Source organism: Nocardia sp. NPDC056611, from assembly GCF_042792755.1.
In the GTDB taxonomy this organism is placed as follows: domain Bacteria; phylum Actinomycetota; class Actinomycetes; order Mycobacteriales; family Mycobacteriaceae; genus Nocardia.
Genome location: NZ_JBHTVV010000003.1, coordinates 837,334 through 857,503, shown reverse-complemented (window position 1 = coordinate 857,503; position 20,170 = coordinate 837,334). Strand labels below are relative to the sequence as shown.

The 20,170-nt window shown below is 69.1% G+C and carries 19 protein-coding genes; 14 read left to right on the top strand and 5 right to left on the bottom strand.

What is annotated here, in order from left to right:
• Positions 1 to 3 precede the first annotated feature (3 nt).
• The 4 genes from ACFRAQ_RS20460 to ACFRAQ_RS20445 form a co-directional block, all read right to left on the bottom strand.
• The gene (locus tag ACFRAQ_RS20460; RefSeq protein ID WP_379101762.1) at positions 4 to 915 is read right to left on the bottom strand and encodes a hypothetical protein; all 912 of its coding nucleotides are present in this window, start codon (positions 913 to 915) and stop codon (positions 4 to 6) included.
• Complete coding sequence (locus ACFRAQ_RS20455; RefSeq protein ID WP_379101760.1) at positions 912 to 2,036, bottom strand: FAD-dependent oxidoreductase; 1,125 nt, start codon at positions 2,034 to 2,036, stop codon at positions 912 to 914. The genes ACFRAQ_RS20460 and ACFRAQ_RS20455 overlap by 4 nt, the downstream gene beginning before the upstream one ends.
• A 92-nt stretch (positions 2,037 to 2,128) precedes the next feature.
• Positions 2,129 to 2,692: a 16S rRNA (guanine(966)-N(2))-methyltransferase RsmD gene (gene rsmD, locus ACFRAQ_RS20450; RefSeq protein WP_379101757.1), complete on the bottom strand. Its 564-nt coding sequence runs from the start codon at positions 2,690 to 2,692 to the stop codon at positions 2,129 to 2,131.
• Positions 2,689 to 6,093: a pyruvate carboxylase gene (locus ACFRAQ_RS20445; RefSeq protein ID WP_379101755.1), complete on the bottom strand. Its 3,405-nt coding sequence runs from the start codon at positions 6,091 to 6,093 to the stop codon at positions 2,689 to 2,691. Before ACFRAQ_RS20445 ends, rsmD begins: the two co-directional genes overlap by 4 nt.
• Before the next feature lie 346 nt (positions 6,094 to 6,439).
• On the opposite strand from ACFRAQ_RS20445, the gene ACFRAQ_RS20440 reads away from it, so the two are divergent.
• From ACFRAQ_RS20440 to ACFRAQ_RS20415, 6 genes are all read left to right on the top strand, one after another.
• Complete coding sequence (locus ACFRAQ_RS20440) at positions 6,440 to 7,627, top strand: hypothetical protein (RefSeq protein ID WP_379101753.1); 1,188 nt, start codon at positions 6,440 to 6,442, stop codon at positions 7,625 to 7,627.
• 4 nt (positions 7,628 to 7,631) lie between these two features.
• Entirely contained in the window at positions 7,632 to 8,876 is a 1,245-nt protein-coding gene (locus ACFRAQ_RS20435; protein ID WP_379101752.1) for a hypothetical protein, read from the top strand.
• Between the two features lie 2 nt (positions 8,877 to 8,878).
• Entirely contained in the window at positions 8,879 to 10,069 is a 1,191-nt protein-coding gene (locus ACFRAQ_RS20430) for a hypothetical protein (RefSeq protein ID WP_379101750.1), read from the top strand.
• A 156-nt stretch (positions 10,070 to 10,225) separates the two neighbouring features.
• Positions 10,226 to 11,749, top strand: coding sequence for a serine/threonine-protein kinase (locus ACFRAQ_RS20425; protein ID WP_379101748.1), 1,524 nt, complete (start codon positions 10,226 to 10,228; stop codon positions 11,747 to 11,749).
• Positions 11,750 to 11,897: 148 nt separating this feature from the next.
• On the top strand, positions 11,898 to 12,437 hold the full coding sequence (locus tag ACFRAQ_RS20420; protein ID WP_379101746.1) for a hypothetical protein: 540 nt from the start codon (positions 11,898 to 11,900) through the stop codon (positions 12,435 to 12,437).
• Between the two features lie 33 nt (positions 12,438 to 12,470).
• A complete protein-coding gene (locus tag ACFRAQ_RS20415) occupies positions 12,471 to 12,647 on the top strand; it encodes a DUF1737 domain-containing protein (RefSeq protein ID WP_379101744.1) in 177 nt (58 codons plus the stop codon).
• Positions 12,648 to 12,660: 13 nt separating this feature from the next.
• On the opposite strand, the gene ACFRAQ_RS20410 is transcribed toward ACFRAQ_RS20415, so the two are convergent.
• Positions 12,661 to 13,572 carry a helix-turn-helix domain-containing protein gene (locus ACFRAQ_RS20410; protein ID WP_379101742.1) on the bottom strand — a complete coding sequence of 304 codons (912 nt, stop codon included), beginning with the start codon at positions 13,570 to 13,572 and terminating at the stop codon, positions 12,661 to 12,663.
• A 105-nt stretch (positions 13,573 to 13,677) separates the two neighbouring features.
• Here ACFRAQ_RS20410 and ACFRAQ_RS20405 point away from each other — a divergent pair, with 105 nt between their 5' ends.
• The 8 genes from ACFRAQ_RS20405 to ACFRAQ_RS20370 all read left to right on the top strand — a co-directional run bounded on the left by ACFRAQ_RS20405 (position 13,678) and on the right by ACFRAQ_RS20370 (position 20,167).
• Entirely contained in the window at positions 13,678 to 14,892 is a 1,215-nt protein-coding gene (locus ACFRAQ_RS20405; protein ID WP_379101740.1) for a DUF445 domain-containing protein, read from the top strand.
• Positions 14,893 to 15,109: 217 nt separating this feature from the next.
• Positions 15,110 to 16,531 carry a short-chain fatty acyl-CoA regulator family protein gene (locus ACFRAQ_RS20400; protein ID WP_379101738.1) on the top strand — a complete coding sequence of 474 codons (1,422 nt, stop codon included), beginning with the start codon at positions 15,110 to 15,112 and terminating at the stop codon, positions 16,529 to 16,531.
• A 236-nt stretch (positions 16,532 to 16,767) separates the two neighbouring features.
• Positions 16,768 to 17,160: a hypothetical protein gene (locus ACFRAQ_RS20395; protein ID WP_357097539.1), complete on the top strand. Its 393-nt coding sequence runs from the start codon at positions 16,768 to 16,770 to the stop codon at positions 17,158 to 17,160.
• On the top strand, positions 17,150 to 17,995 hold the full coding sequence (locus ACFRAQ_RS20390; protein ID WP_379101736.1) for a hypothetical protein: 846 nt from the start codon (positions 17,150 to 17,152) through the stop codon (positions 17,993 to 17,995). Before ACFRAQ_RS20395 ends, ACFRAQ_RS20390 begins: the two co-directional genes overlap by 11 nt.
• A 95-nt stretch (positions 17,996 to 18,090) precedes the next feature.
• On the top strand, positions 18,091 to 18,534 hold the full coding sequence (locus ACFRAQ_RS20385) for a roadblock/LC7 domain-containing protein (protein WP_357097543.1): 444 nt from the start codon (positions 18,091 to 18,093) through the stop codon (positions 18,532 to 18,534).
• A 23-nt stretch (positions 18,535 to 18,557) separates the two neighbouring features.
• A complete protein-coding gene (locus tag ACFRAQ_RS20380) occupies positions 18,558 to 18,929 on the top strand; it encodes a hypothetical protein (protein ID WP_357097545.1) in 372 nt (123 codons plus the stop codon).
• 251 nt (positions 18,930 to 19,180) lie between these two features.
• Complete coding sequence (locus ACFRAQ_RS20375; RefSeq protein WP_357097547.1) at positions 19,181 to 19,402, top strand: DUF397 domain-containing protein; 222 nt, start codon at positions 19,181 to 19,183, stop codon at positions 19,400 to 19,402.
• Between the two features lie 48 nt (positions 19,403 to 19,450).
• Positions 19,451 to 20,167 carry a hypothetical protein gene (locus ACFRAQ_RS20370; protein WP_379101733.1) on the top strand — a complete coding sequence of 239 codons (717 nt, stop codon included), beginning with the start codon at positions 19,451 to 19,453 and terminating at the stop codon, positions 20,165 to 20,167.
• Positions 20,168 to 20,170: the final 3 nt, after the last annotated feature.

Here is a 20,170-nt window from a genome sequence, read left to right as displayed (position 1 = left end):
CCCTCAGGACTGGCGTGCCGGGAGGTCGTCGAGGTGGACGCGGTTCTGGAGGAAGCCGGTGAGCCAGACGTCGTCGAGGGTGGGGTTGTGTTCGGCGGGGATCATGCCGGGTTCGGCGTCGGGGATGACGGGGCGTTCGCTCATGATGGCGCGACCGAGCAGGTGGGAGCCGTCCCAGGTCTGGCGGATACCGAAGCCCGCGTGGGTGTCGCGGAAGGTCTGCATGTGCGGGAAGATCTCCGAGCAGCTCGGCTCGGTGCCGTCGGCGCGGGTGAAGTTGACGAACAGTCGATTCGTGCGCATGCCGACCTCGGCGTTGTAGACGTGGCCGACGCCCGCCAGATCGACCAGGACGATGGGCGTGGTGATCGTCGAGGGGCTGGTGCCCGCGTCCAAGGGGAATATTGAATACAGCCAGCGCAATTCACGACCCGCCTGGGTGACGTGATAGTGATGCCACACTTTTCGCAGCGGGGCGAGCTGTTGCTCGTCGGAGATGAACCGCGCGGACAGGGACCCGGCCAAGGTGTTCCGGATGTTGTCGTGGGATGCCCGGGCGGAGCCGCCGATCCCGTCGGCGACATCGGTCAGCCGGTCGGTCACGGCCGTCAGGACCCGCGAGTTCTCGGCGACGACATCGGACATCATGCGCGAGACCGCGCTGAGCCCGCGTTCGACGTTGGTGCGGGAGAAGAGATCCTGCATCGACGCGCCGACGATGCCGCCGCCCACCGCGGTCAGCGCTCCGGCGATGATGGTGTCGATCGGGGCGACGACCTTGCCGCCGGAACTCGAGATGATGCCCCACATCGAGCCCAGGACGGTGACGAGGATTCCGATGATCAGCGTGACTTTGGCCGCGGTATTGCTGCTCACCGGCGGCTCGGGTGGCGGCTGCGGGGCCGGGGTGGTCATGGCCGCGCCTCGGTGGCGAGGGCGGACAGCTGGAATCGGGGTACCGGCGCCGCGTCGGTGCAGGCGAGCCGCGCCGCCAGGTGGCCGCTGGTGATGGTGAATTTGAAGCCGTGCCCGGAGCAGGCGCTCAGCAGCACCGCCGCGCGGCCCGGCAGGCGGTCGATCACGAAATCCTTAGCTGCCGTGTTCGTGTAGTGGCAGGTCCGGACTTCGCGGAGGGTGAGTTGCCGGGAGTTCAGGGCCAGCCGTTCCCGCAGATACTCGAGTTGCGCGTCGACCGACGCCTTCAGTTCGGCGTCCTCGATCGGCTGGTCGGTATCCACGATGGTCGCGGGCTCGTGGACGCCCATGATCTGTACACCGTTGCCCGCGTTGACCATCCCGTACCATTCGTCGGCCGTGACATCCATCCAGCTGCACCCGCGGCCGCCCGCGATGGGCTCGGTCGATTCGCAGACGATCTGATATTGGCGGGTGACGGTGATATGGGCGGCGGCAGCCGGTGCGAATCGCCCGAATTGTCCACCGGCGGCGATGATCACGCGATCCACGTGCACCGGCCCGTCCGATGTCACCACCGTGACGGAGCCTCCTGTCTCGTCGATCGCCGAGACGGCGGCATGCTCGCGGAGGGTCACGCCGAGCGCATTCGCCCGTACCGCGAGCGCGTGCAGCACCGATGCCGGAGTCATCATCCCGGCATTGCGTTCGTAGACGCCGATCTCCCCGGCCCGCAGGTGCAGCCCGGTCCGCGTGGCCGACGCACCGCCGGTGAGGATTTCGCGGTCCTGCCCCGACCGTTCGAGCGATTCGATGACCGCGTCGGTCCCCGATTCGCCGCCGATCCCGAAGTGCAGCATCCCGCACAGATCGATCAACGACGTTCCGGTGTCGTGCTCGAGCCGCTCCCAGCGTGGCCGGGTATCGCGCATCAGCTCGGCGTAGAACGGGTCCGTGTAACCGAACCTGATGATCTTCGACCGTCCCGCGGAGGCCGCGGCGTCCGCGCCGATGGTGCTCCGATCGAATCCGATGACCGACCACCCGAGTTCCGCGGCCGCGACGCACGCGGACAGGCCCGCGGCCCCCAGGCCGATGACGGCAACGCGTCCCGTGTGCATCGCTCGAACCCCCTCACCGCGATCGATCACCCCGAGGTGATTCTATCGACCGCGGCCGCGGCACACCCGCTGAAACAGCGAAAGCCCTTGTGTCAGTTGGCTTCGGCGAACTCGGCGAAGTCGAGTCGGGTCTCGCCGTAGGTGCGGGACTTCAGGGGTGCGAACCCGTCGGGCCAGACCAGGTCGGGCGAGCGGGTGGAGCGTTCGACGACGATGAGGGCGTCGTCGTGCAGCCAGCCGTTCTCGGCCAGCGACCGCAGGTCGGACTGCACGTCGGCGACGTCGAGGTCGTAGGGCGGGTCCGAGAAGACCAGGTCGTAGCGCTCGGGGGCGGCGCCGGAGAGCACGGAACCGACGCTGTTCTGGCGAAGTTCCGCCCCGGGGAGGCCGAGGTCGCCGATATTGCCGCGGATGATGGCGGCGGCCTTGCGGTCCGCCTCGATGAGGAGGGCGTGGGAAGCGCCGCGGGACAGGGCTTCCAGGGCCAGGGCCCCCGAGCCCGCGTAGAGGTCGAGGACGTGCAGGCCGTCGAAATCCATGCGGGCGTGCAGGAAGCTGAACAGGGCCTCGCGCACGCGGTCGGAGGTGGGGCGGGTGCCCGCCGGGGGGACGCGTAGGCGTCGGCCCCCGGCGGTACCTGCCACGATGCGGGTCATTCGGCGGCGGTCTCGTTCAGGTTCACGTCGACGAGCAGGTCGCCGCCCTCCACCTGCTGGACCTTGGCGATGGCGACGCGGCGCACCACACCACCGCGGGGGGCGGTGATGGCGGCTTCCATCTTCATGGCCTCGATGGTGCCGATGGTGTCACCCGCGGACACCGAATCGCCTTCGGAGACGGCCAGGGTCACCACACCGGCGAACGGGGCGGCGATGTGACCGGCGTTGTTCCGGTCGGCCTTCTCCGCCGCCGGGATCTCGCTGGCGATGGAGCGGTCGCGCACCTGGATGGGGCGCAGCTGCCCGTTGAGGATGCACATGACCGAGCGCATGCCGCGCTCGTCGGGCTCGGAGATGGCTTCCAGGCCGATGAGCAGGGTGACGCCCTTGTCCAGCTGGACGTGGTGTTCCTCGTCGTGGCGCAGGCCGTAGAAGAACTGGTTGGCCGACAGCCCGGTGGTGTCGCCGTACTTCTCGCGGTGGGCGATGAATTCGGCGGTGGGTCCGGGGAACAGCAGCCGGTTGAGGGTGGCGCGGCGTTCGGCGGAGGTGCCGTTCAGTCCGGCCTCGTCGGCGGCGGTGAGCTGGGTTTCGGGCTTGGCGGGACCGCGGCCCTCGAGGGCGCGGCTGCGGAACGGCTCGGGCCAGCCACCGGCGGGGGTGCCGAGTTCGCCGCGCAGGAAGCCGATCACCGAGTCCGGGATGTCGTAGCGGGCGGGGTCGGCGGCGAAGTCGTCGACGTCGACGCCGCTGCCGACCAGCGCCAGCGCCAGGTCGCCGACCACCTTGGAGGACGGGGTGACCTTGACCAGGCGGCCCAGCATCCGGTCCGCCGCGGCGTATTTCGCCTCGACCTCCTCGAACTGGTCGCCCAGGCCCAGCGCGATGGCCTGCTGGCGCAGGTTCGACAGCTGCCCGCCGGGGATCTCGTGGTGGTAGACGCGGCCCGTCGGGCCCGGCAGCCCGGACTCGAAGGGCGCGTACACCTTTCGCAGCGCTTCCCAGTACGGCTCGAGGTCGCACACGTTCTGCAGGTTCAGCCCGGTGTCGTGGGGCGAGTTCGCGGCCGCGGCGACGATGGCCGAGAGCGCGGGCTGCGAGGTGGTGCCCGCCATGGGCGCGGACGCGCCGTCCACGGCGTCGGCCCCGGCCTGCCAGGCGGCGAGGTAGGTGGCCAGCTGGCCGCCCGGGGTGTCGTGGGTGTGCACGTGCACGGGCAGGTCGAACTCCCGCCGCAGCGCCGTGACCAGGGTGGACGCGGCGGGCGCGCGCAGCAGGCCGGCCATGTCCTTGATGCCGATGACGTGCGCCCCGGCCTCGACGATCTGCTCGGCGAGCTTGAGGTAGTAGTCGAGGGTGTAGAGGTCCTCGTTCGGGTTGGACAGGTCGCCGGTGTAGGACAGCGCGACTTCGGCCAGGGCCGTGCCGGTTTCGCGGACGGCGTCGATGGCCGGGCGCATCTGGTCGACATTGTTGAGCGCGTCGAAGATGCGGAAGATGTCGATGCCGGTGGCGGTGGCCTCGGAAACGAAAGCGCGCGTGACCTTTTCGGGGTACGGCGTGTAGCCGACGGTGTTGCGGCCGCGCAGCAGCATCTGCAGGTTGATGTTCGGCACGGCCTCGCGCAGCGCGGCCAGGCGCTCCCACGGGTCCTCGTAGAGGAAGCGCAGCGCCACGTCGTAGGTCGCGCCGCCCCAGCATTCGATGGACAGCAGTTCGGGCGTCATGCGCGCCACGTGCCCGGCCACGTCGAGCAGGCCGTTGGTGCGTACCCGGGTGGCGAGCAGCGACTGGTGCGCGTCACGGAAGGTGGTGTCGGTGACGGCCACGCCCTCCCGGTTGCGCAGCCACTGCGAGAAGCCTTCGGGGCCGAGCTCGAGCAGCCGCTGCCGCGAGCCCGCCGGCGGCGGCACGGTCAGGTCGAGGGCGGGCAGCTTGTCGTGCGGGTACACCTTGGTCGGCCGTGAGCCGTGCGGCTTGTTCACGGTGACGTCGGCCAGGTAGTTGAGGATCTTGGTGCCGCGGTCGGCGGAGCTCTTCAGCGTGAGCAGCTGCGGCCGCTCGTCGATGAACGAGGTGGTGACCCGGCCCGCCCGGAAGTCCGGGTCGTCGAGCACCGCCATCAGGAACGGGATATTGGTCGTCACGCCGCGGATGCGGAATTCGGCGACCGCGCGCCGGGCCCGCGCCACCGCGGCGCTGAAGTCGCGGCCGCGGCAGGTCAGCTTGACCAGCATGGAGTCGAAGTAGGCGCCGACCTCCGCGCCGACGTTCGCGCCACCGTCGAGGCGCACGCCCGCGCCGCCCGGGGAACGGTAGCCGGTGATGCGGCCGGTGTCGGGGCGGAAGCCGTTGGCCGGGTCCTCGGTGGTGATGCGGCACTGCAGGGCGGCGCCGCGAATGTGGATGGCGTCCTGGCTCAGGCCGAGATCCGCGAGGCTCTCCCCCGCCGCGATGCGCAGCTGCGACTGCACCAGGTCGACGTCGGTGATCTCCTCGGTCACGGTGTGCTCGACCTGGATGCGCGGGTTCATCTCGATGAACACGTGGTTGCCGCGCTCGTCGAGCAGGAATTCCACGGTGCCCGCGCAGGAGTAGCCGATCTGCTGGGCGAAGGCCACGGCGTCGGCGCAAATGCGGTCGCGCAGTGCGGGATCCAGGTTCGGGGCGGGCGCGAGCTCGATCACCTTCTGGTGGCGGCGCTGCAGCGAGCAGTCGCGCTCGTAGAGGTGGATGACATTGCCGTGCTGGTCGGCGAGGATCTGCACCTCGATGTGGCGGGGGTTGACCACCGCCTGCTCGAGGAACACGGTCGCGTCGCCGAAGGCGGATTCGGCCTCGCGCGCGGCGGCCTCGATGGACTCGCGCAGCTGGGCCGGGTCCGCGACGCGGCGCATACCGCGACCGCCGCCACCGGCGACGGCCTTCACGAACAGCGGGAACTCCATCGACTCCGAGGCCGTCATCAGCGCGTCCACGTCGGCGGACGGCTCGCTGGACCTCAGCACCGGCAGTCCGGCGGCCTTGGCCGCGGCGATGGCGCGGGCCTTGTTGCCGGTCAGTTCGAGCACCGAGGCGGCCGGGCCGATGAAGGTGATGCCCTCGCGGGCGCAGGCGGCGGCCAGGTCCGGGTTCTCCGACAGGAAGCCGTAGCCGGGGTAGATGGCGTCCGCGCCCGCGCTCTTGGCGGCCTCGATGATGCCCTCGACCGACAGATACGCGCGGACGGGGTGGCCGGGCTCACCGATCTGGTACGCCTCGTCGGCCTTGAGCCGGTGCACGGAGTTGCGGTCCTCGTACGGAAAAACCGCGACGGTACCGATGCCGAGTTCGTAGGCCGCGCGGAAGGCGCGAATGGCGATCTCGCCGCGGTTGGCGACCAGGACTTTGGAGAACATGCGTAGAAGGTACCTGCCCGGGGATACGGATCGGGCATCGAAGTCCCGTTCGGTGCAATCTTCACAGGCCGGACTCCTCGCTTGCGAATTTGTGTTAATCACCGCGATACATGCCTGCCGGTGAGGGTTACGCGCCCCCGACCACGGAATTCGCCGCCGTGCTAACGAAGACCGGCCCGGCAGCGGCCGGGCGGGGCGCGCGGACCGAGACGTCACGGTGCCCGGATCGCCGCGCGATCGTGTCCGAGACCACACCCGGCGCGTCCGACGGTGCGGGAGCAGTCGCGTCCGAAGCTGCGCGAGAAGTCTTGAGCGACGGTAAAATCCGCCCCGGGAGGAGGGGCCGGTGAGACTGTTCGCGGCGTTGCTGGGCCTCACGATGGCGCTCGCGGCCGGAACCGGCTGCGCGAGCAGCGTTCCCGGCCACCCGGTGCGGCAGCCGACCGACCCGGCGAGCCTGGAGGTCGGCAACTACCAGACCACGCCGCGCACGGTGGGAAATGCCAAGACCGGCAAGCAATCCCGGATCCGGGAGTCACAGCGGCTGTCGGATTACGTGGCGCTGCCGTTCGAGGCCGACCACGACTACACCTACGAGTGCTCCAACAATGTCCGCCCGCACCTGGTCACCAATCACAAGGGGCTGGGCGACATCGTCATCAACGACACCTTCGACGAGGTCGTCCACGATCTGCGCGGCGGGTGGGTGACCACCTGGTGCACCGGCGCGGCCACCGAGGAGAAGCACCGCAGGCTCAGCATCGCGGTGCTGGAACTGCCCGACCCCGGACGCGCCGCGGCGGTGGGGCCGGTGCTCGAACATGACGACTTCACCTACAACACCGGCAATCAGCCGGTGACGCTGGTCAAATACCCTGCGAGCAAAGCGCATTGGCGACCGAACGTGGCGTCGCTGGGCTCGTGGACGGTGCGCGACCGCTACGTCGTGTACATCAAACTGGTGGACGAGCTGGCCGCCGCGCCGGATCTGGCGGATCTGAGCGCGCGCACCGAACGCATGCTCGACGTGGCGCTGCCGCTGCTCGACACGTTCCAGCCCACGCCGACCGACCGGTTCGAGCACATTCCGCTCGACCCGGACGGCATTCTCGGCCGCACCCTGCCGACGAATCCGGAACTGCCGCTGCGCCCGGACCCGGACGGGGTGTATACCGGGCGCGGCTCGTTGCAGAGCCTCGACAGCGCGGACCTGGAATTCCTCACCATCGGCGATGTCGATCTGGTCGGTTACGGGGACGCGCTGGTGTTCCACAGCCGCACCGGCGCGGCGGCGCGGGCGCTGTGGGACAAGTGGAATCCGGCCAAGGAACCCTCCGACAAGCATCGCGCCGTCGACCCGCCGCCGCGCTTCCCCGGGGATATCGGCTGCTTCGCGGATCTGGAGAACGGGCGGGTCATGTTCCACCAGTGCACCTTCCACGTGGACAAATACAACGTGCAGGTCGGCGCGCGCAACCTGGCCGAGCTATATCAGAAGACAGCCGCCCAGTACGTCCTGTTGACGAGCAGGTGACCGGATGAGACGACTGCGGACAATGGCGTTGGCGGCAGCCGCCGTGGCGGTCCTCGGCGCGGGGTACGCGGTCGGGTCGTGGCCGGTGTCCGGACACGCGGTACCCGGCATGACCGCGGCCGATCTGCCGAAACTGAAGGTCGGACCGTATCCGTCGGCCCCGGCGGAATTCGTGCCGTTCTACGGCACGGTCGCCGACGCGTACGCGATCGAATCGCGGCGCATGATGACGTATCTGGCCGGGCCCGACCGCATCGATCCAGACGTCCGGTATCTGGGCGGGGCCCGGCTGCTGAGCAACTCCGGCGCCGACTTCGACGACGACAACGGGCCGTTCCCGAAGAACTGGCGGCCGGTCGCGGAACGCAATCGGCTCATCGCGGGCGCCTACATCTGGCGCAACAACGACAGCGTGCGGGCGCGCAAGCACATCACCCTCGCGATCCAGCGCTTCCCCACCGAGCAGGCCGCCCGCGCGGCCGTCGACGGGTACTGGGAGGCGTTGAACGACCCTGGGCGGCATCCGATTCCGATCGATACCGCCGATCTGCCCGCCGACACCCATGACAGTGTGCGGGCGTCCTCCCGCACCGACGAGAAGGGCGAGGTGGTCGCGGCGCGCGGCGTGTACGTGATCATCGGCCATGCCGTGATCCCGCAGAACGATCCGGCGGCGCTCGGCACCCGGCTGCGGGAGATGCTGCGCGCCCAGCTCACCGCGATGGCGGAGCTGAAACCCACTCCGCTCGAGGATCTTCCGGACCTGGCCGGCAATCCGGACAAGATCCTGGATCTCACGCTGCCCAATCAGTACGACAGCTCCGACTCCGACCAGTCCGGGGGTCGCGGTCAGGGTGGGGTCTACACGCCCGCGGGCGCACTGCATTTCGAGCGCGACACGGCGGTGGCGCGGCCCGCGTTCGAGGCGGCCGGGGTGGATCTGGTCGCCCGCAACGGGGCGACGGTGTACCGCACCCGGGATCTGAAGGCGGCCTTCGGCTTACAGACCGCGCTGACCCGGCTGGGCCGCGACGACGACGAGGTCCCGAACCCCGGCGGTATCACCGACGCGCACTGCGTGCGGCTCGACGAACCCGAGCCGATCCGCGACGCCACGTATCTGTGCGCGGTGGTCTACGGCCGGTACGTGGCGGTGATCGGGGCGCAGGCCCGGTTCGGCGGCGGCGCGCCCGCTTCGTTCGAGCAGCGGGTGTCGGCGCAGTATTCGATGCTGGCCAGGAGCGGATAGCGATGAGGATCGCACGAGCGAGAACCCGGCTGCTGGCCCTCACGGCGGCGGCCGCGCTGGCCGGTGGCTGCGGATCCGGACCGACCGACCCCGCCGCGCCCGCGTCACCCGCCGCGACCGTCGATGTGTCGCAACTGGATCCGGGGAACTATCCGGTGGTGCCGCGGCAGATCACCACCATGAAGCCCGACATCAGCGTCGGGGACGTGGTGCAGGAGGCGATCCGGCTGGGCGAGCACGTCCCGCTGCCCCTGGAGATCGACGAGCGGCTGGGGTACGGGTCCGGCGGGAGCGCGATCACCGCGGACTATCCGCCGATGGGGATCGACGGGTTCAACGATCGCGCGCCGGGGCTGGTCGCGGGCTGGCAGACCGGTGGACGGCATCGGTACGACGTCTCGCTCGGGCTGAACGTGCATCTCACCGTGCTGCGGTTCGGCAAGCCCGCGCAGGCGGCGACGGCAGCGGATTTCCTCGCCTCGCAGGCGAGTCCGGAGTATCCGGACAAGGGGCCGGTGCAGATCCCCGGCTATCCGGCCGCACGGGCCGCGCTCACCTCCCTCGAATGGGTGCGGGCCCTGTACCCGCAGGGCGAGTACCTGTACTGGCTGCACGTCGAGGACGACCTGACCGTTCCCGACGGTCCCGCATTCCTGATGGACGTGGCGAAGCGAATGCTGGACAAGGCCACCGAATCGATGCGGGACTATCGCCCCACCCCGCCCGACCAGCTGGCGGGCCTGCTCAGCGATCCCGACGATCTGCTCAGCCGCGTGCTGCCCGCGGGCAAGGGCCAGGTCCGGGCGAGCGAGGGACTGTACGGCCCGCACGCCGCCCTCACCCACGACGATCGACCGGCCGCCTCCCGCCGCGCGTACGCCGACGCCGGAATCGACGTGATGGCCAGTTCGCTCAGCAATATCTATCGGACGAAGGACGATGCGGCCGCCCAGCGCTTCATCGCCGCCTTCGCCGACGAACTGCTCGACCGCTACAAGCCCGTCGACCCGCCGCCCGGCCTGGCGACGGCACGCTGCCTGCAGTTGAAGGACGTGAAGTACGCCATCGGCGCGAAGTTCATGTGCTACCTGCCCTACCAGCGCTACGTCGCCGAGGTGTACGCCGATCAGTCCCAGGATCTGCGCCAACGGCTTTCGGCCCAATATCAGCTGCTCGCCTATGGCCACATCTGACACTCGGCCGGGTCCGGCGATCGTTGCTACATTCCAAGGGCCTGGACAAGGGCGACAACTGATCTCGCGAGTTCGGGGTAGCTCGCCGGGTACAGCCGAACGTGATTCGGCAACGGCAATGAGCGGGCCACTGAAGGCCCGGAGAGGCGGATAAGCATGCCGTTGCGGCCCGGCACCGTTGTGGGCGGCCACCGGATCATCCGGGTGCTGGGCAGTGGCGGGATGGGGACCGTCTATCTGGTGCAGGATCCCATGTTCCCGGGGCGGCTGGACGCGCTGAAAGTGCTCAGCAACGATCTGTCGCACGACGAGGTGTATCGGGCGCGGTTCGCACGCGAGGCGAATCTCGCTGCGGAGCTGGATCATCCGAACATCGTGACGGTCTACGCACGCGGGGAGGAGGACGGGCGGCTGTGGATCGCCATGCAGTACATCCCCGGCACCGACGCCTCGGTGGAATTGAAACAGCACCCCGAGGGCATGACGCCTCAGCGGGCGCTGCGCATCGTCACCGAGGTGGGCAAGGCCCTGGATTACGCGCATCGGCGCGGGCTGCTGCACCGGGATGTGAAGCCCGCCAACTTCCTGCTCTCCCGTGACGAGGACGCGCATCCGGGCGAGGAACGGGTGCTGCTCACCGATTTCGGCGTCGCCAAGTCGGTGACCGACGGCCGCGAACTCACCGCCACCGACGCCATGATGGCCACCCTCGCCTACGCGGCCCCCGAGCGGCTGGTCGCCGGGCCGCTGGATCATCGAGGCGATATCTACAGTCTCGGTTGCGCTTTCGTGAAGCTGCTCACCGGGCGTACGCCGTTCCCGGTGAATTCCATCGCCCAGGCCACGCTGGGCCACCTCCAGGATCCGCCGCCCGCGCTGGCCACGCTGCGCGCCGATCTGCCGCCCGCACTGGACGCGGTGATCGCGAAGGTGCTGGCCAAGAATCCCGACGACCGCTACGCCACCTGCCGGGACTTCACCGATGACGCCGCGCTCGCCGTGCAGGGCCGGATGCCGTCCGCGCCACCGATCGTCGAGTCCGAGCGGCCGACCGAGCGGATCACCCGGCCACAGCCGGTCGGCTCGGGGACCCTGTCCACGACCCGCGGCTCCCGCACCACACGCCGGCGCGCCCTCGCGGGGGCGGCGGCCGTTGCGCTGCTGGGTGTTTCCGGCACCGCGGTCTACCTGGCCACGCACCAGGATTCCGGCGGCGACCCCATCACCCAGACCACCTCCACCCCCAGCGATTCCCCGGCCCAGGTCCGCGCCGCGCATCCGTCGTTCCTCAACAAGACCGTCGCCGCCTACAACCTCGGCGACAGCTCCCTGTCCGTCGATCTGGATTCGAGCGAGCAGGCGAAGTTCCTGCAGGACATCGGCTTCCGCTACGCCACCGACTTCCGCGCCAAACCCGACGAGACCTCCCCGCGCCCGTTGTCCGCGTCCGGCGAGACGGTCCCCGACGTCGACCTGGTCATCGTGGTGCGCACCGACAAACAGGCGGGCAATGGCGGCCTGCGCGGCCTGCCGAGCTCGTTCCTGTCGTCCAATCTCACCCATGCCCGTCTGGTCATCGTCGACGACCCGGCCACCGCGCAGTCTTTCCAGACCTGGACCCCGACCTCCGCGGATGTCGCGATCCAGAAGATCGTCCCCGCGATCGCGAAGGTGCTGTAGGCGGCTTCTCGGACACGGCCCCCGGAACTCCCTGCGCGCCAGCGTGATCCACGTCTCGAGCGACCATGGGCGGGGTGGCGCAAGTGTGCCAGCCCGGTTGGCGTGCCACCGCGGTCTTGTTACGCTCCGCCCCGAAAAGGAGGTCGTGGTGTTCGGAAGACGGTGGGGGATCCTCCGATGCCTCCTGCTCGCAGCCGCGTTCCTCCTCACCGCCTGCGGTTCGCCCGCCGCCTCCCAATCCGACCCGGGCTCAACCCCTTCCGCGCACACCAACAAAGACGTGTGCACCCGCATGCTGGACTTCTTCCACACCACCCTCGGTGTCCCCGAGGCCCAGGTAGCCGAACTCAGCCAAGGCACCATCAACGCCACCATCGGCATGACCGGCTCCTGCTACCTCAACCTCAAGCCCCGAGCCCCCTACGTGGCCTGGCTGACCCTCCGCAATATGCGCAAACCAGACCACACCGACCCCGAAGGCGGCCGCTACCACCGCCTCGACGGCTTCGACGAGGAAGTCTGGCGCTCCGCCGACGACTCCTTCCTCACCCGAATCGGCACCTGGGAAGGCATGATCGCGATCGACGACAAGATCGCCGCCACCAGCTCGGTCCCCCTGAAGATGACCGACGCCAAAGTCCGCGACACCATCACCTTCTTGATCGCCACCACCCGCGAACTCCAATAGGCGCCCGACGAGGCGCCGTTCTAGGCTGGCGCGATGACCGACCGGCCTCTGTTGCGCTACCGCTTGATCACCGGCCCCGATGACGCGACGTTCTGCGAGCGGATCAGCGCGTTGCTGGAGCAGGGTTATCGCCTGCACGGCTCGCCCGCCGTCACGTTCAACGGTGTCGCCGTTATCGCCGCGCAGGCGGTGGTGTGGGGTGAGGGCTGACCGCGGCGGCGGGTCAGGAGGGGAAGCGGTGGGTTCGGGCGGGGATCGATTCCAGGCCGTCGCCGATGCGGCGGGCGGCGGCGGAGAGTTCGGCTAGGTAGTGGCGGCGTTCGGGGAGGGTGACGTCGGGGCGGAGGGGGCCTATCTGGAGTTCCATGACGGCGTGGCCGCTGTCGTCGAAAACCGGGGCACTCATGTAGCTGAGGGGGAGGGTGGCTTCGGAGTCGAAGGTGGGCTGGTCGTAGGCGCTGCCGCCGAACGTGGCCAGCTGGGCCAGGACTCGGCCTCGGAGGTCCTTGTCGCCGGGGTGTTCGGCCAGGTGGGTGGCGACGTCGGAGAGGACGCGGAGGCCGGGGAGGCTGTCGGGTTCGAGGCGCCAGGCGCAGTAGCCGGCGGCGCGGAGGGTGTCGAGGACGGCGCGATATTCGTCACGTCGTTCGGTGCCGCGGGTATCGAGCCAGTCGCGTTGGCGGGCCTTGCCGGTGTGGGCGATGATCGCGGCGCCGGCGGGGGCCAGCAGGGGGATGCGGACTCCGGATTCCATGCCGATGGTGAGGCGGTCGCGGGTGACGGCGACGAATTTGAGGTGGCCGCCGCTGAGCGCGGTGAGGGCGGCGCCGCAATTCACACGGTCGGCCAGTTCCTCCAATTCGCGCTCCAACCAGGCACGATCATGGCGGCCCGCGGCGGCGCGGGCGCCGATGGCGGCGAGGCGGCCGCCCAGTTCGTAGCTGAGGTTGGGGAGGCGGCGGACCCAGCCCCGGTCGGCGAGCGCGGCCAGAATGGAGCCCGCGGTGGAGCGGTTCAAGCCGAGGGTGTCGGCGATCTCGGCGGCGGTGAGCGAGTCGCGTTGGGCGGCGAGCAGTTCCACGATCGCCACCACCCGCTGGGTGGGGGGCGAACTCTCGGTCTTGCCTGTGGGCACCACGGTCTCCTAGCCTGAGCCGCGACAAATAGCCGTACGGCTGGGTACGAATAGTCGCATCGAGGAGCAGGGCATGGCAACCAGGGCACAGGGGCCGAGCGGGTCGTGATCGCGGATTTCGCCGACCACTGGCTGCTGTACTGTTCCATCCCGCTCGTCGCGGCGCTCATCGGCTGGGTGACCAAGATCGTCGCCGTGCAGATGCTCATGAAGCCGCTCGAGTTCAAGGGCATCCCGCCGTGGCTGGGCTGGCAGGGCGTCATCCCCCGCTCCGCGCCGCGCATGGCCACCATCGCCGTGGACCTCATGTTCGGCAAGCTGATCGATCCGCAGGACATCATCGCCCGCATCGACATCGGCGAACTCACCACACGCCTGCGCGAACCCCTCGACGCGGGCGTCGACCACATGGTGCGCACCATGATGATGAAACACGAGCCGCGGCTGTGGGTGAACATGCCCGAGGCCGCGCAACGCGCCATCATCGAACGCGCGCAACGGGATCTGCCGCACCTGATCGAGGACATCGTCTTCGACCTGCGCACCAATATCGACCAGGTGATGGACCTGCGCGGCATGGCCATCAGCGCCCTGGTCGACGACAAGTCGCTGCTGGTGGAGATGGTGCGCCGGGTCGGCAACAACGAGCTGCGCTTCATCGTGCGCTCCGGGCTGATCTTCGGCACCGTGCTGGGTTTCGTGCAGATGTTCACCTGGTCGCTGACCCACAACCCGTTGCTCATGCCCGCGTTCGGCGGTTTCACCGGACTGCTCACCGACTGGCTGGCGCTGCAGATGATCTTCCGTCCGATCCGCCCGATCGGTATTGGACCGTTCAAGTGGCAGGGCCTGTTCCACAAGCGGCGCGAGCAGGTCTGCACCGACTATGGCGACCTGATCGCCACCGAGATCCTCACCCCCGCACGCATTCTCGAGGCCGTCCTCCACGGCGAACGAGCCGACCGGTTGGCATCCCTGCTGAGCCACCACGTCAGCGAGTTCCTGGAACTCCAGACCGGCCCGGCCCGCCCGCTGGTCATGATGGTCGCGGGTGACAGCTACACCGCCATCGAACGCGACGCGGTCACCTTCGTCCTCGACCACATCAAGGCCGCCGCCCACTCCGGTTTCGACCAGCACGCCATCGAGGCCCTCGATGTCCGCAGTCTGGTCATCGAGAAGACCAAGCAGTTGTCCGACGACGAGTACGAGGGCCTGCTGCGCCCCGCCTTCAAGCAGGACGAATGGAAGCTGGTCGCGATCGGGGCGGTGCTCGGATTCCTGGTCGGCGAACTCCAGGTTCACCTGATTCTGGGGTGAGCGCGCCGATTTCGGGGCACATTCCGACCGCCGTTCCAGCCCGTCGGCGTGGCGTTGGTCGTACGATGGGCACTCGCGCGCAAAACCGCCGGTAGTCTCGAATTCGCATGCTACGCATGCTGGACGGCACGGTGAAGCACCACGCAGCGTCGGCGAAATCACCGCGAGTCTCCTCAAATTGCGATGTTTGCGAAGCCGAATCGGTACCATCCCCCACGTGCGCAAGATGTATGCGGGGGCCCGACTACGGCGGTTGCGCGAGGAACGGCGGATGACCCAGGCGGCCTTGGCCAAATCCCTGGACCTGTCGCCCAGCTACCTCAACCAGCTCGAGCGTGATCAGCGACCGCTCACGATTCCCGTGCTGCTCAAACTGAATTCCACCTTCGACCTGGACGTGCAGTTCTTCGCCGCGGACTCCGACGCGCGGCTGGTCTCGGACCTGCACGAGATCCTGGTGGAGGCCGCGGGCGGCAATGCCGCGCCGGTGGCCGAGGTCGAGGATCTGGCCACCCGCATGCCCGAGGTCGCGAAAATCGTTGTGGCCATGCATCGCCGACTACGGGCCGCGACCGACCAGCTGGATCTGTTGTCCTCCAAGGTGGCCACCCCCGCCGGCGTGCCCGGCGTCGCGATGCCCTACGAGGACGTGCGCGACTTCTTCTACGATCACCACAATCACATCGCCCAGCTGGACCTGGCCGCCGAGCGGCTGTTCGAGGAGAGCGGACTGACCATCGGCTCCCTGGACCGCCAGCTGGCGCGGGTGGCCGAGGAACGCGCGGGCGTCACCGTCCTGGTGCGCGGCGACGGGGCCGACCCGAACATCCCCAAGCGCCACTACGAACCCGAGACCCGCACGCTCACCCTGGCCCGCCGGCTGCGGCCCGGACAGCGCGCCTTCCAGATCGCCGCCACCCTGGCCTTCCTGCTGCACGGCGCCCTGCTCGACGAGGTGCTCGACGAGAACCCCGTCCTCAGTGGTGAATCCCGCACGCTGGCCCGGATCGGGCTGGCCAACTACTTCGCGGGCGCGCTGATCCTGCCCTACGGCAAGTTCCTGCGCTCGGCCGAGGAACTGCACTACGACATCGACCTGCTGGGGCTGCGCTTCGAGGTCGGCTTCGAGACCGTCTGCCACCGCCTGGCCACGCTGCAACGCCAGGGGCAGCGCGGGGTGCCGTTCTTCCTCATCCGCAGCGACCGGGCGGGCAATATCTCGAAACGCCAGTCCGCCACCGCGTTCCACTTCTCCCGGGTGGGCGGCAGCTGCCCGCTGTGGGTGGTGCACGAGGCTTTCGACCAGCCCGGCCGGATGCTGTCGCAAGTGGCGTCCATGCCCGACGGACGGCGCTACCTGTGGGTGGCCCGCACCACCGCGCCCACGCCGAGCGGGTTCGGCGGCGCCGGAGGGGAATTCGCCATCGGACTGGGCTGCGATATCGAATACGCGGACCGCCTGGTCTATTCACGCGGTCTGGAGATCGAGGATCCCGCCGCGGCCGTACCCATCGGAGCGGGCTGCAAGGTGTGCGAGCGCCCGTCCTGCGCCCAGCGCGCCTTCCCACAGATCGGGCGGCCGCTGGCGATCGACGAGCACACCAGTTCGGATCTGCCGTACCCCCGTCTGCCCCGCTGAGGCCGGAGAGCCGGAAGCGGGGCTTGCATCATGCTTGCCCTCACCCATTTTGGATATCCATTTCGCCCGATTGCATCAAATACCGAAAGGTATTAATACTGTCTAGTATTCTTGATCGCGCACCTGGAAAATCATGAGTTACCCGGATTAATCCGGCGTTTGCTCCCCATCTCCCGCCCATCCTGTGTAGCGTCTGGATTCGCTCGAAGATTTCTCGGAACAAGCGGTGGGCGGCAGTGATCGGTATCGACGGATGCCTCAAACGCATCATGGACATTCCCGGTGCATGCAGCGTCACCCTCGTGGACGGCGCGAGCGGGCTGGCCATCGCCGCCGCCGGCCGCCACGACGTCGTCGATCAACACGAAGACGCTGCTGCCGCAACCGATGTCGTGCGCTCGGTGCTCACCTCCCCGGCCATGGCCACCGGCCGCCCCGGCGACGACATCACCGAGATCATCGTGTGCGGAACCGGCGGATATCACCTGCTGAATTTGATCGACGGTGATTTCGACGGACGGCTATTCGTGCACGTTCTCTTCGACGGCGACACCGGTAATCTCGCCATGGCCAGGTACCAGCTGCGGATAATTCTCGCCGAATTCTCCGAGGATGATCATGGACAGTGAACTTGTCATCGAACTGCGGCGGCTGGAACAGCAACGCGGCACCGGCGTACTCACCGTGGGCGATGGCGCATTTCATCTCGTCGAGGGCGCTATCGTGGCCGCCGATTGCCGGCGCACCACCGGACTCGATCGCCTGGCGATAACCGCCGGGCTCACCGATGCCGAGGGCTGGCGCCGCGCCCGGTCCGGAACCCCCGACCAGCTACCGACCGGCCCGCGGCTGGAAACCCTTGCGCTGCTGTCGGTCTTCGACGCCGCCTACCTACTGCTGGCCGCGCCCGCCCGGGTGGAGTTCCGGGAAGAGCCGGCGCACTGGCTGGCCCACGCCTGCCGCATCACCCCGGGCGCGCTCATCCACGAATGCGCCCGCCGCGGCGACCCGGCCGCGGGCGTGTGGCCGGTGGAGCTGGTGGATCGCGTCGCCGTGGTCCCGGTGCGACGGGTGCAGCGGCGGCGGGTGGTGCTCACCGGCGGCCAGGCCGAAGTGCTCGCCGCGGTCGACGCCCGCCGCAGCATCAGCGGGCTCGCCGAGGATCTGGGCCGCACCACCTACGGCTGCCTGCTCGCGGTGCGCGAACTCACCGCGGCGGGGCTGATCGAGGCGCCGGTCATGGTGGCCCTGGCCGACCACATCGGCGCCGTCGCCGAGCCGGACCGGGCACCGGCCGAACCATCCCCCGCCGCGGACGAGAACTCCGCGGCGGCAACGAATTCCGCCCCGCCGCTGCGCCGCCGGGTGCGGCAGGCCGCGGCGGTCGCCGTCCCCGACCGCTGGGAACCGCCCGACCGGGACGTCCTCATCCGGCTACGGGCGGCACTGGAGGAACTGGCATGACCGCGAACGGATAGGGAGGCGGCCTTGGAGGAGCTCGCGTGACCGCGCGGCGAAGGCGGCTCGGCGAATTGATAGGAAGGTTGACCAAAGTGGCGATGTCCGGCCCAGAACCGAACACGCAGGTACACAGGGAGCTGAAGGCGCTGCGGGACCGGGTGCCGCAGTTGACCGGCACGCTGGTGGCGTCCACCGACGGGCTGCTCATCGCACACGATCTGCCCGCGCACATCGAGCCGGCGGGCATGGCGGCGCTCACCGCCGCACAGCTCTCGCTCTCGCACCGGCTCGCCGCGACCGCGCACGGCGGCGGCTTCCACGAGGTGGTGGTGCACGGCGAGAGCGGCGACGTCGTCATCTACGCCGTGGGCTGGACCGCCTCGCTCACCGTGCTCGCCGGGCCCGGCACGAATATCGGCCGCGTGCACCTGGAATCGCGACCCACCGCCCGGGCCATCGCCGACCATCTCGCGGCCGTCACCGGCGACGCCGATCCCGCCGCCGCGCTGCCGCCCGGAACACAGACTTCGAACCCCAAGTGAAACACCGATTGAAAGGAAACCCCATGTCCAACATGGATATCGCACTGAAGGACATGATGGTGATCGACGGCGCGATCGGCGCGGCCGTGGTCGACTACAACAGCGGCATGGCGCTCGGCATGCTCGGCAGCTCGAAGGCGCTGGACCTCCAGGTCGCCGCCGCGGGCAACACCGAGGTGGTGCGGGCCAAGATGCGCACCATCGACCAGCTCGCCATCAAGGAGGAGATCGAGGACGTCCTCATCACCTTGAGCAGCCAGTACCACATCATCAGGCCGATGACCGGACGGAAATCCAAGGGCCTGTTCCTGTATCTGGCGCTCGACCGCGCCCGGGCCAACCTGGCCATGGCCCGCCACCGCCTCAAGGGCATCGAGGAAGACCTCGAGGTGTGACCTGTTCCGCGCCGAACCCGGGTGCCCGTACGGGCGAATTCGCCGAATCCCCGTACGGGCGAACACCACTCTGAATCCCCATGACGGGTCACCATTTTGACAGCCGATACCGGGCACACTTCCAGCACCGAGCCGGTAGTGTGAACCGCGTCAGCCGATGCCAGACGGCGTTGTCCCGCATCGAGGACCCCGGCTGCTCTTCTTCGCCTCGCGTCCGAACCCGACTGTGAAAGGACGAAGGGAACCCGCTCATGACTACCAAGGCAGATCTGCCGGACGGACTGCAGATGCGGACCAGCACCGTCGGCGGCGCCAACGGCAGCTGCGTGCAGGTCGGCTACTGGCCCGGCCGCGGCATCGTGGTCGCCCACAGCAAGGAGGGCAGCAACGGCGCGGTGCTGCTCTTCACCGTGCGCGAGTGGGAATCCTTCATCGAGGGCGTCAAGGCCGACGAATTCCCCGCCGCCGTTTAGCCCGGCGAAGGGGACGTCCACGCCACGGACGGGCTAGGTTCGGTGGCTGTGGCGTTCGAATACCGGGTCGGTGACATCCTCGAGCTGTCCTGTCCGTTCACCGCGGCGCGGGTCACCGAGCTGGCGGCGGACCAGGTCCGCGTCGAATGGCCCTGGTGGGCCGACGATCCCGACGGCGACGGCTGGAACGGCGTGGTCACGGTGCCGACCAAACCCGGCGCACCCGGCTGGGAACACGAGCTGTTCCGAATCCGGCCCGCCGACGGCGAACTCGCGGCCGACGCGCCGTGCCGAGTCGGGATTCCGCCGACCCTGGTCCGCGTGACCGGGCTGCGCGAGCACGAACCGCCGCGCGCCACCGGCCGGCTGCCCCGGCCGCGCCGGGAGATCGCCTACCTGCGTGCCGGTCTCGCCGACGAGCCCGGAGCAACCGATCGGGAACCGGTGTTCGATCCCGACGACGGCATCCCCCGGACCGTCGAATTGCGGTTCCGCCCCTACGCTTTCCTCGAACCGGGCGACGAGGTCGCCGACTCCTCCGGCCGCGCCTGGCGCTTCGGCGGGCCCTGGGACTGGCAGCCGTTCGGCCCGGCCCACACCGACGAACCGAGCTGGCCGCTGATGCTGCTCACCCGCGACGGCGACAGCGACGACGCCGCCGCGGTGGACGTCACCGAGGCCACGCTGTCCGGCTCGCACGAGGAGGAGATGGCGCGGTGGCGCGAACTCGCCGGGCTGACCCCCGACGACGCCACCGCCGAATAGTCC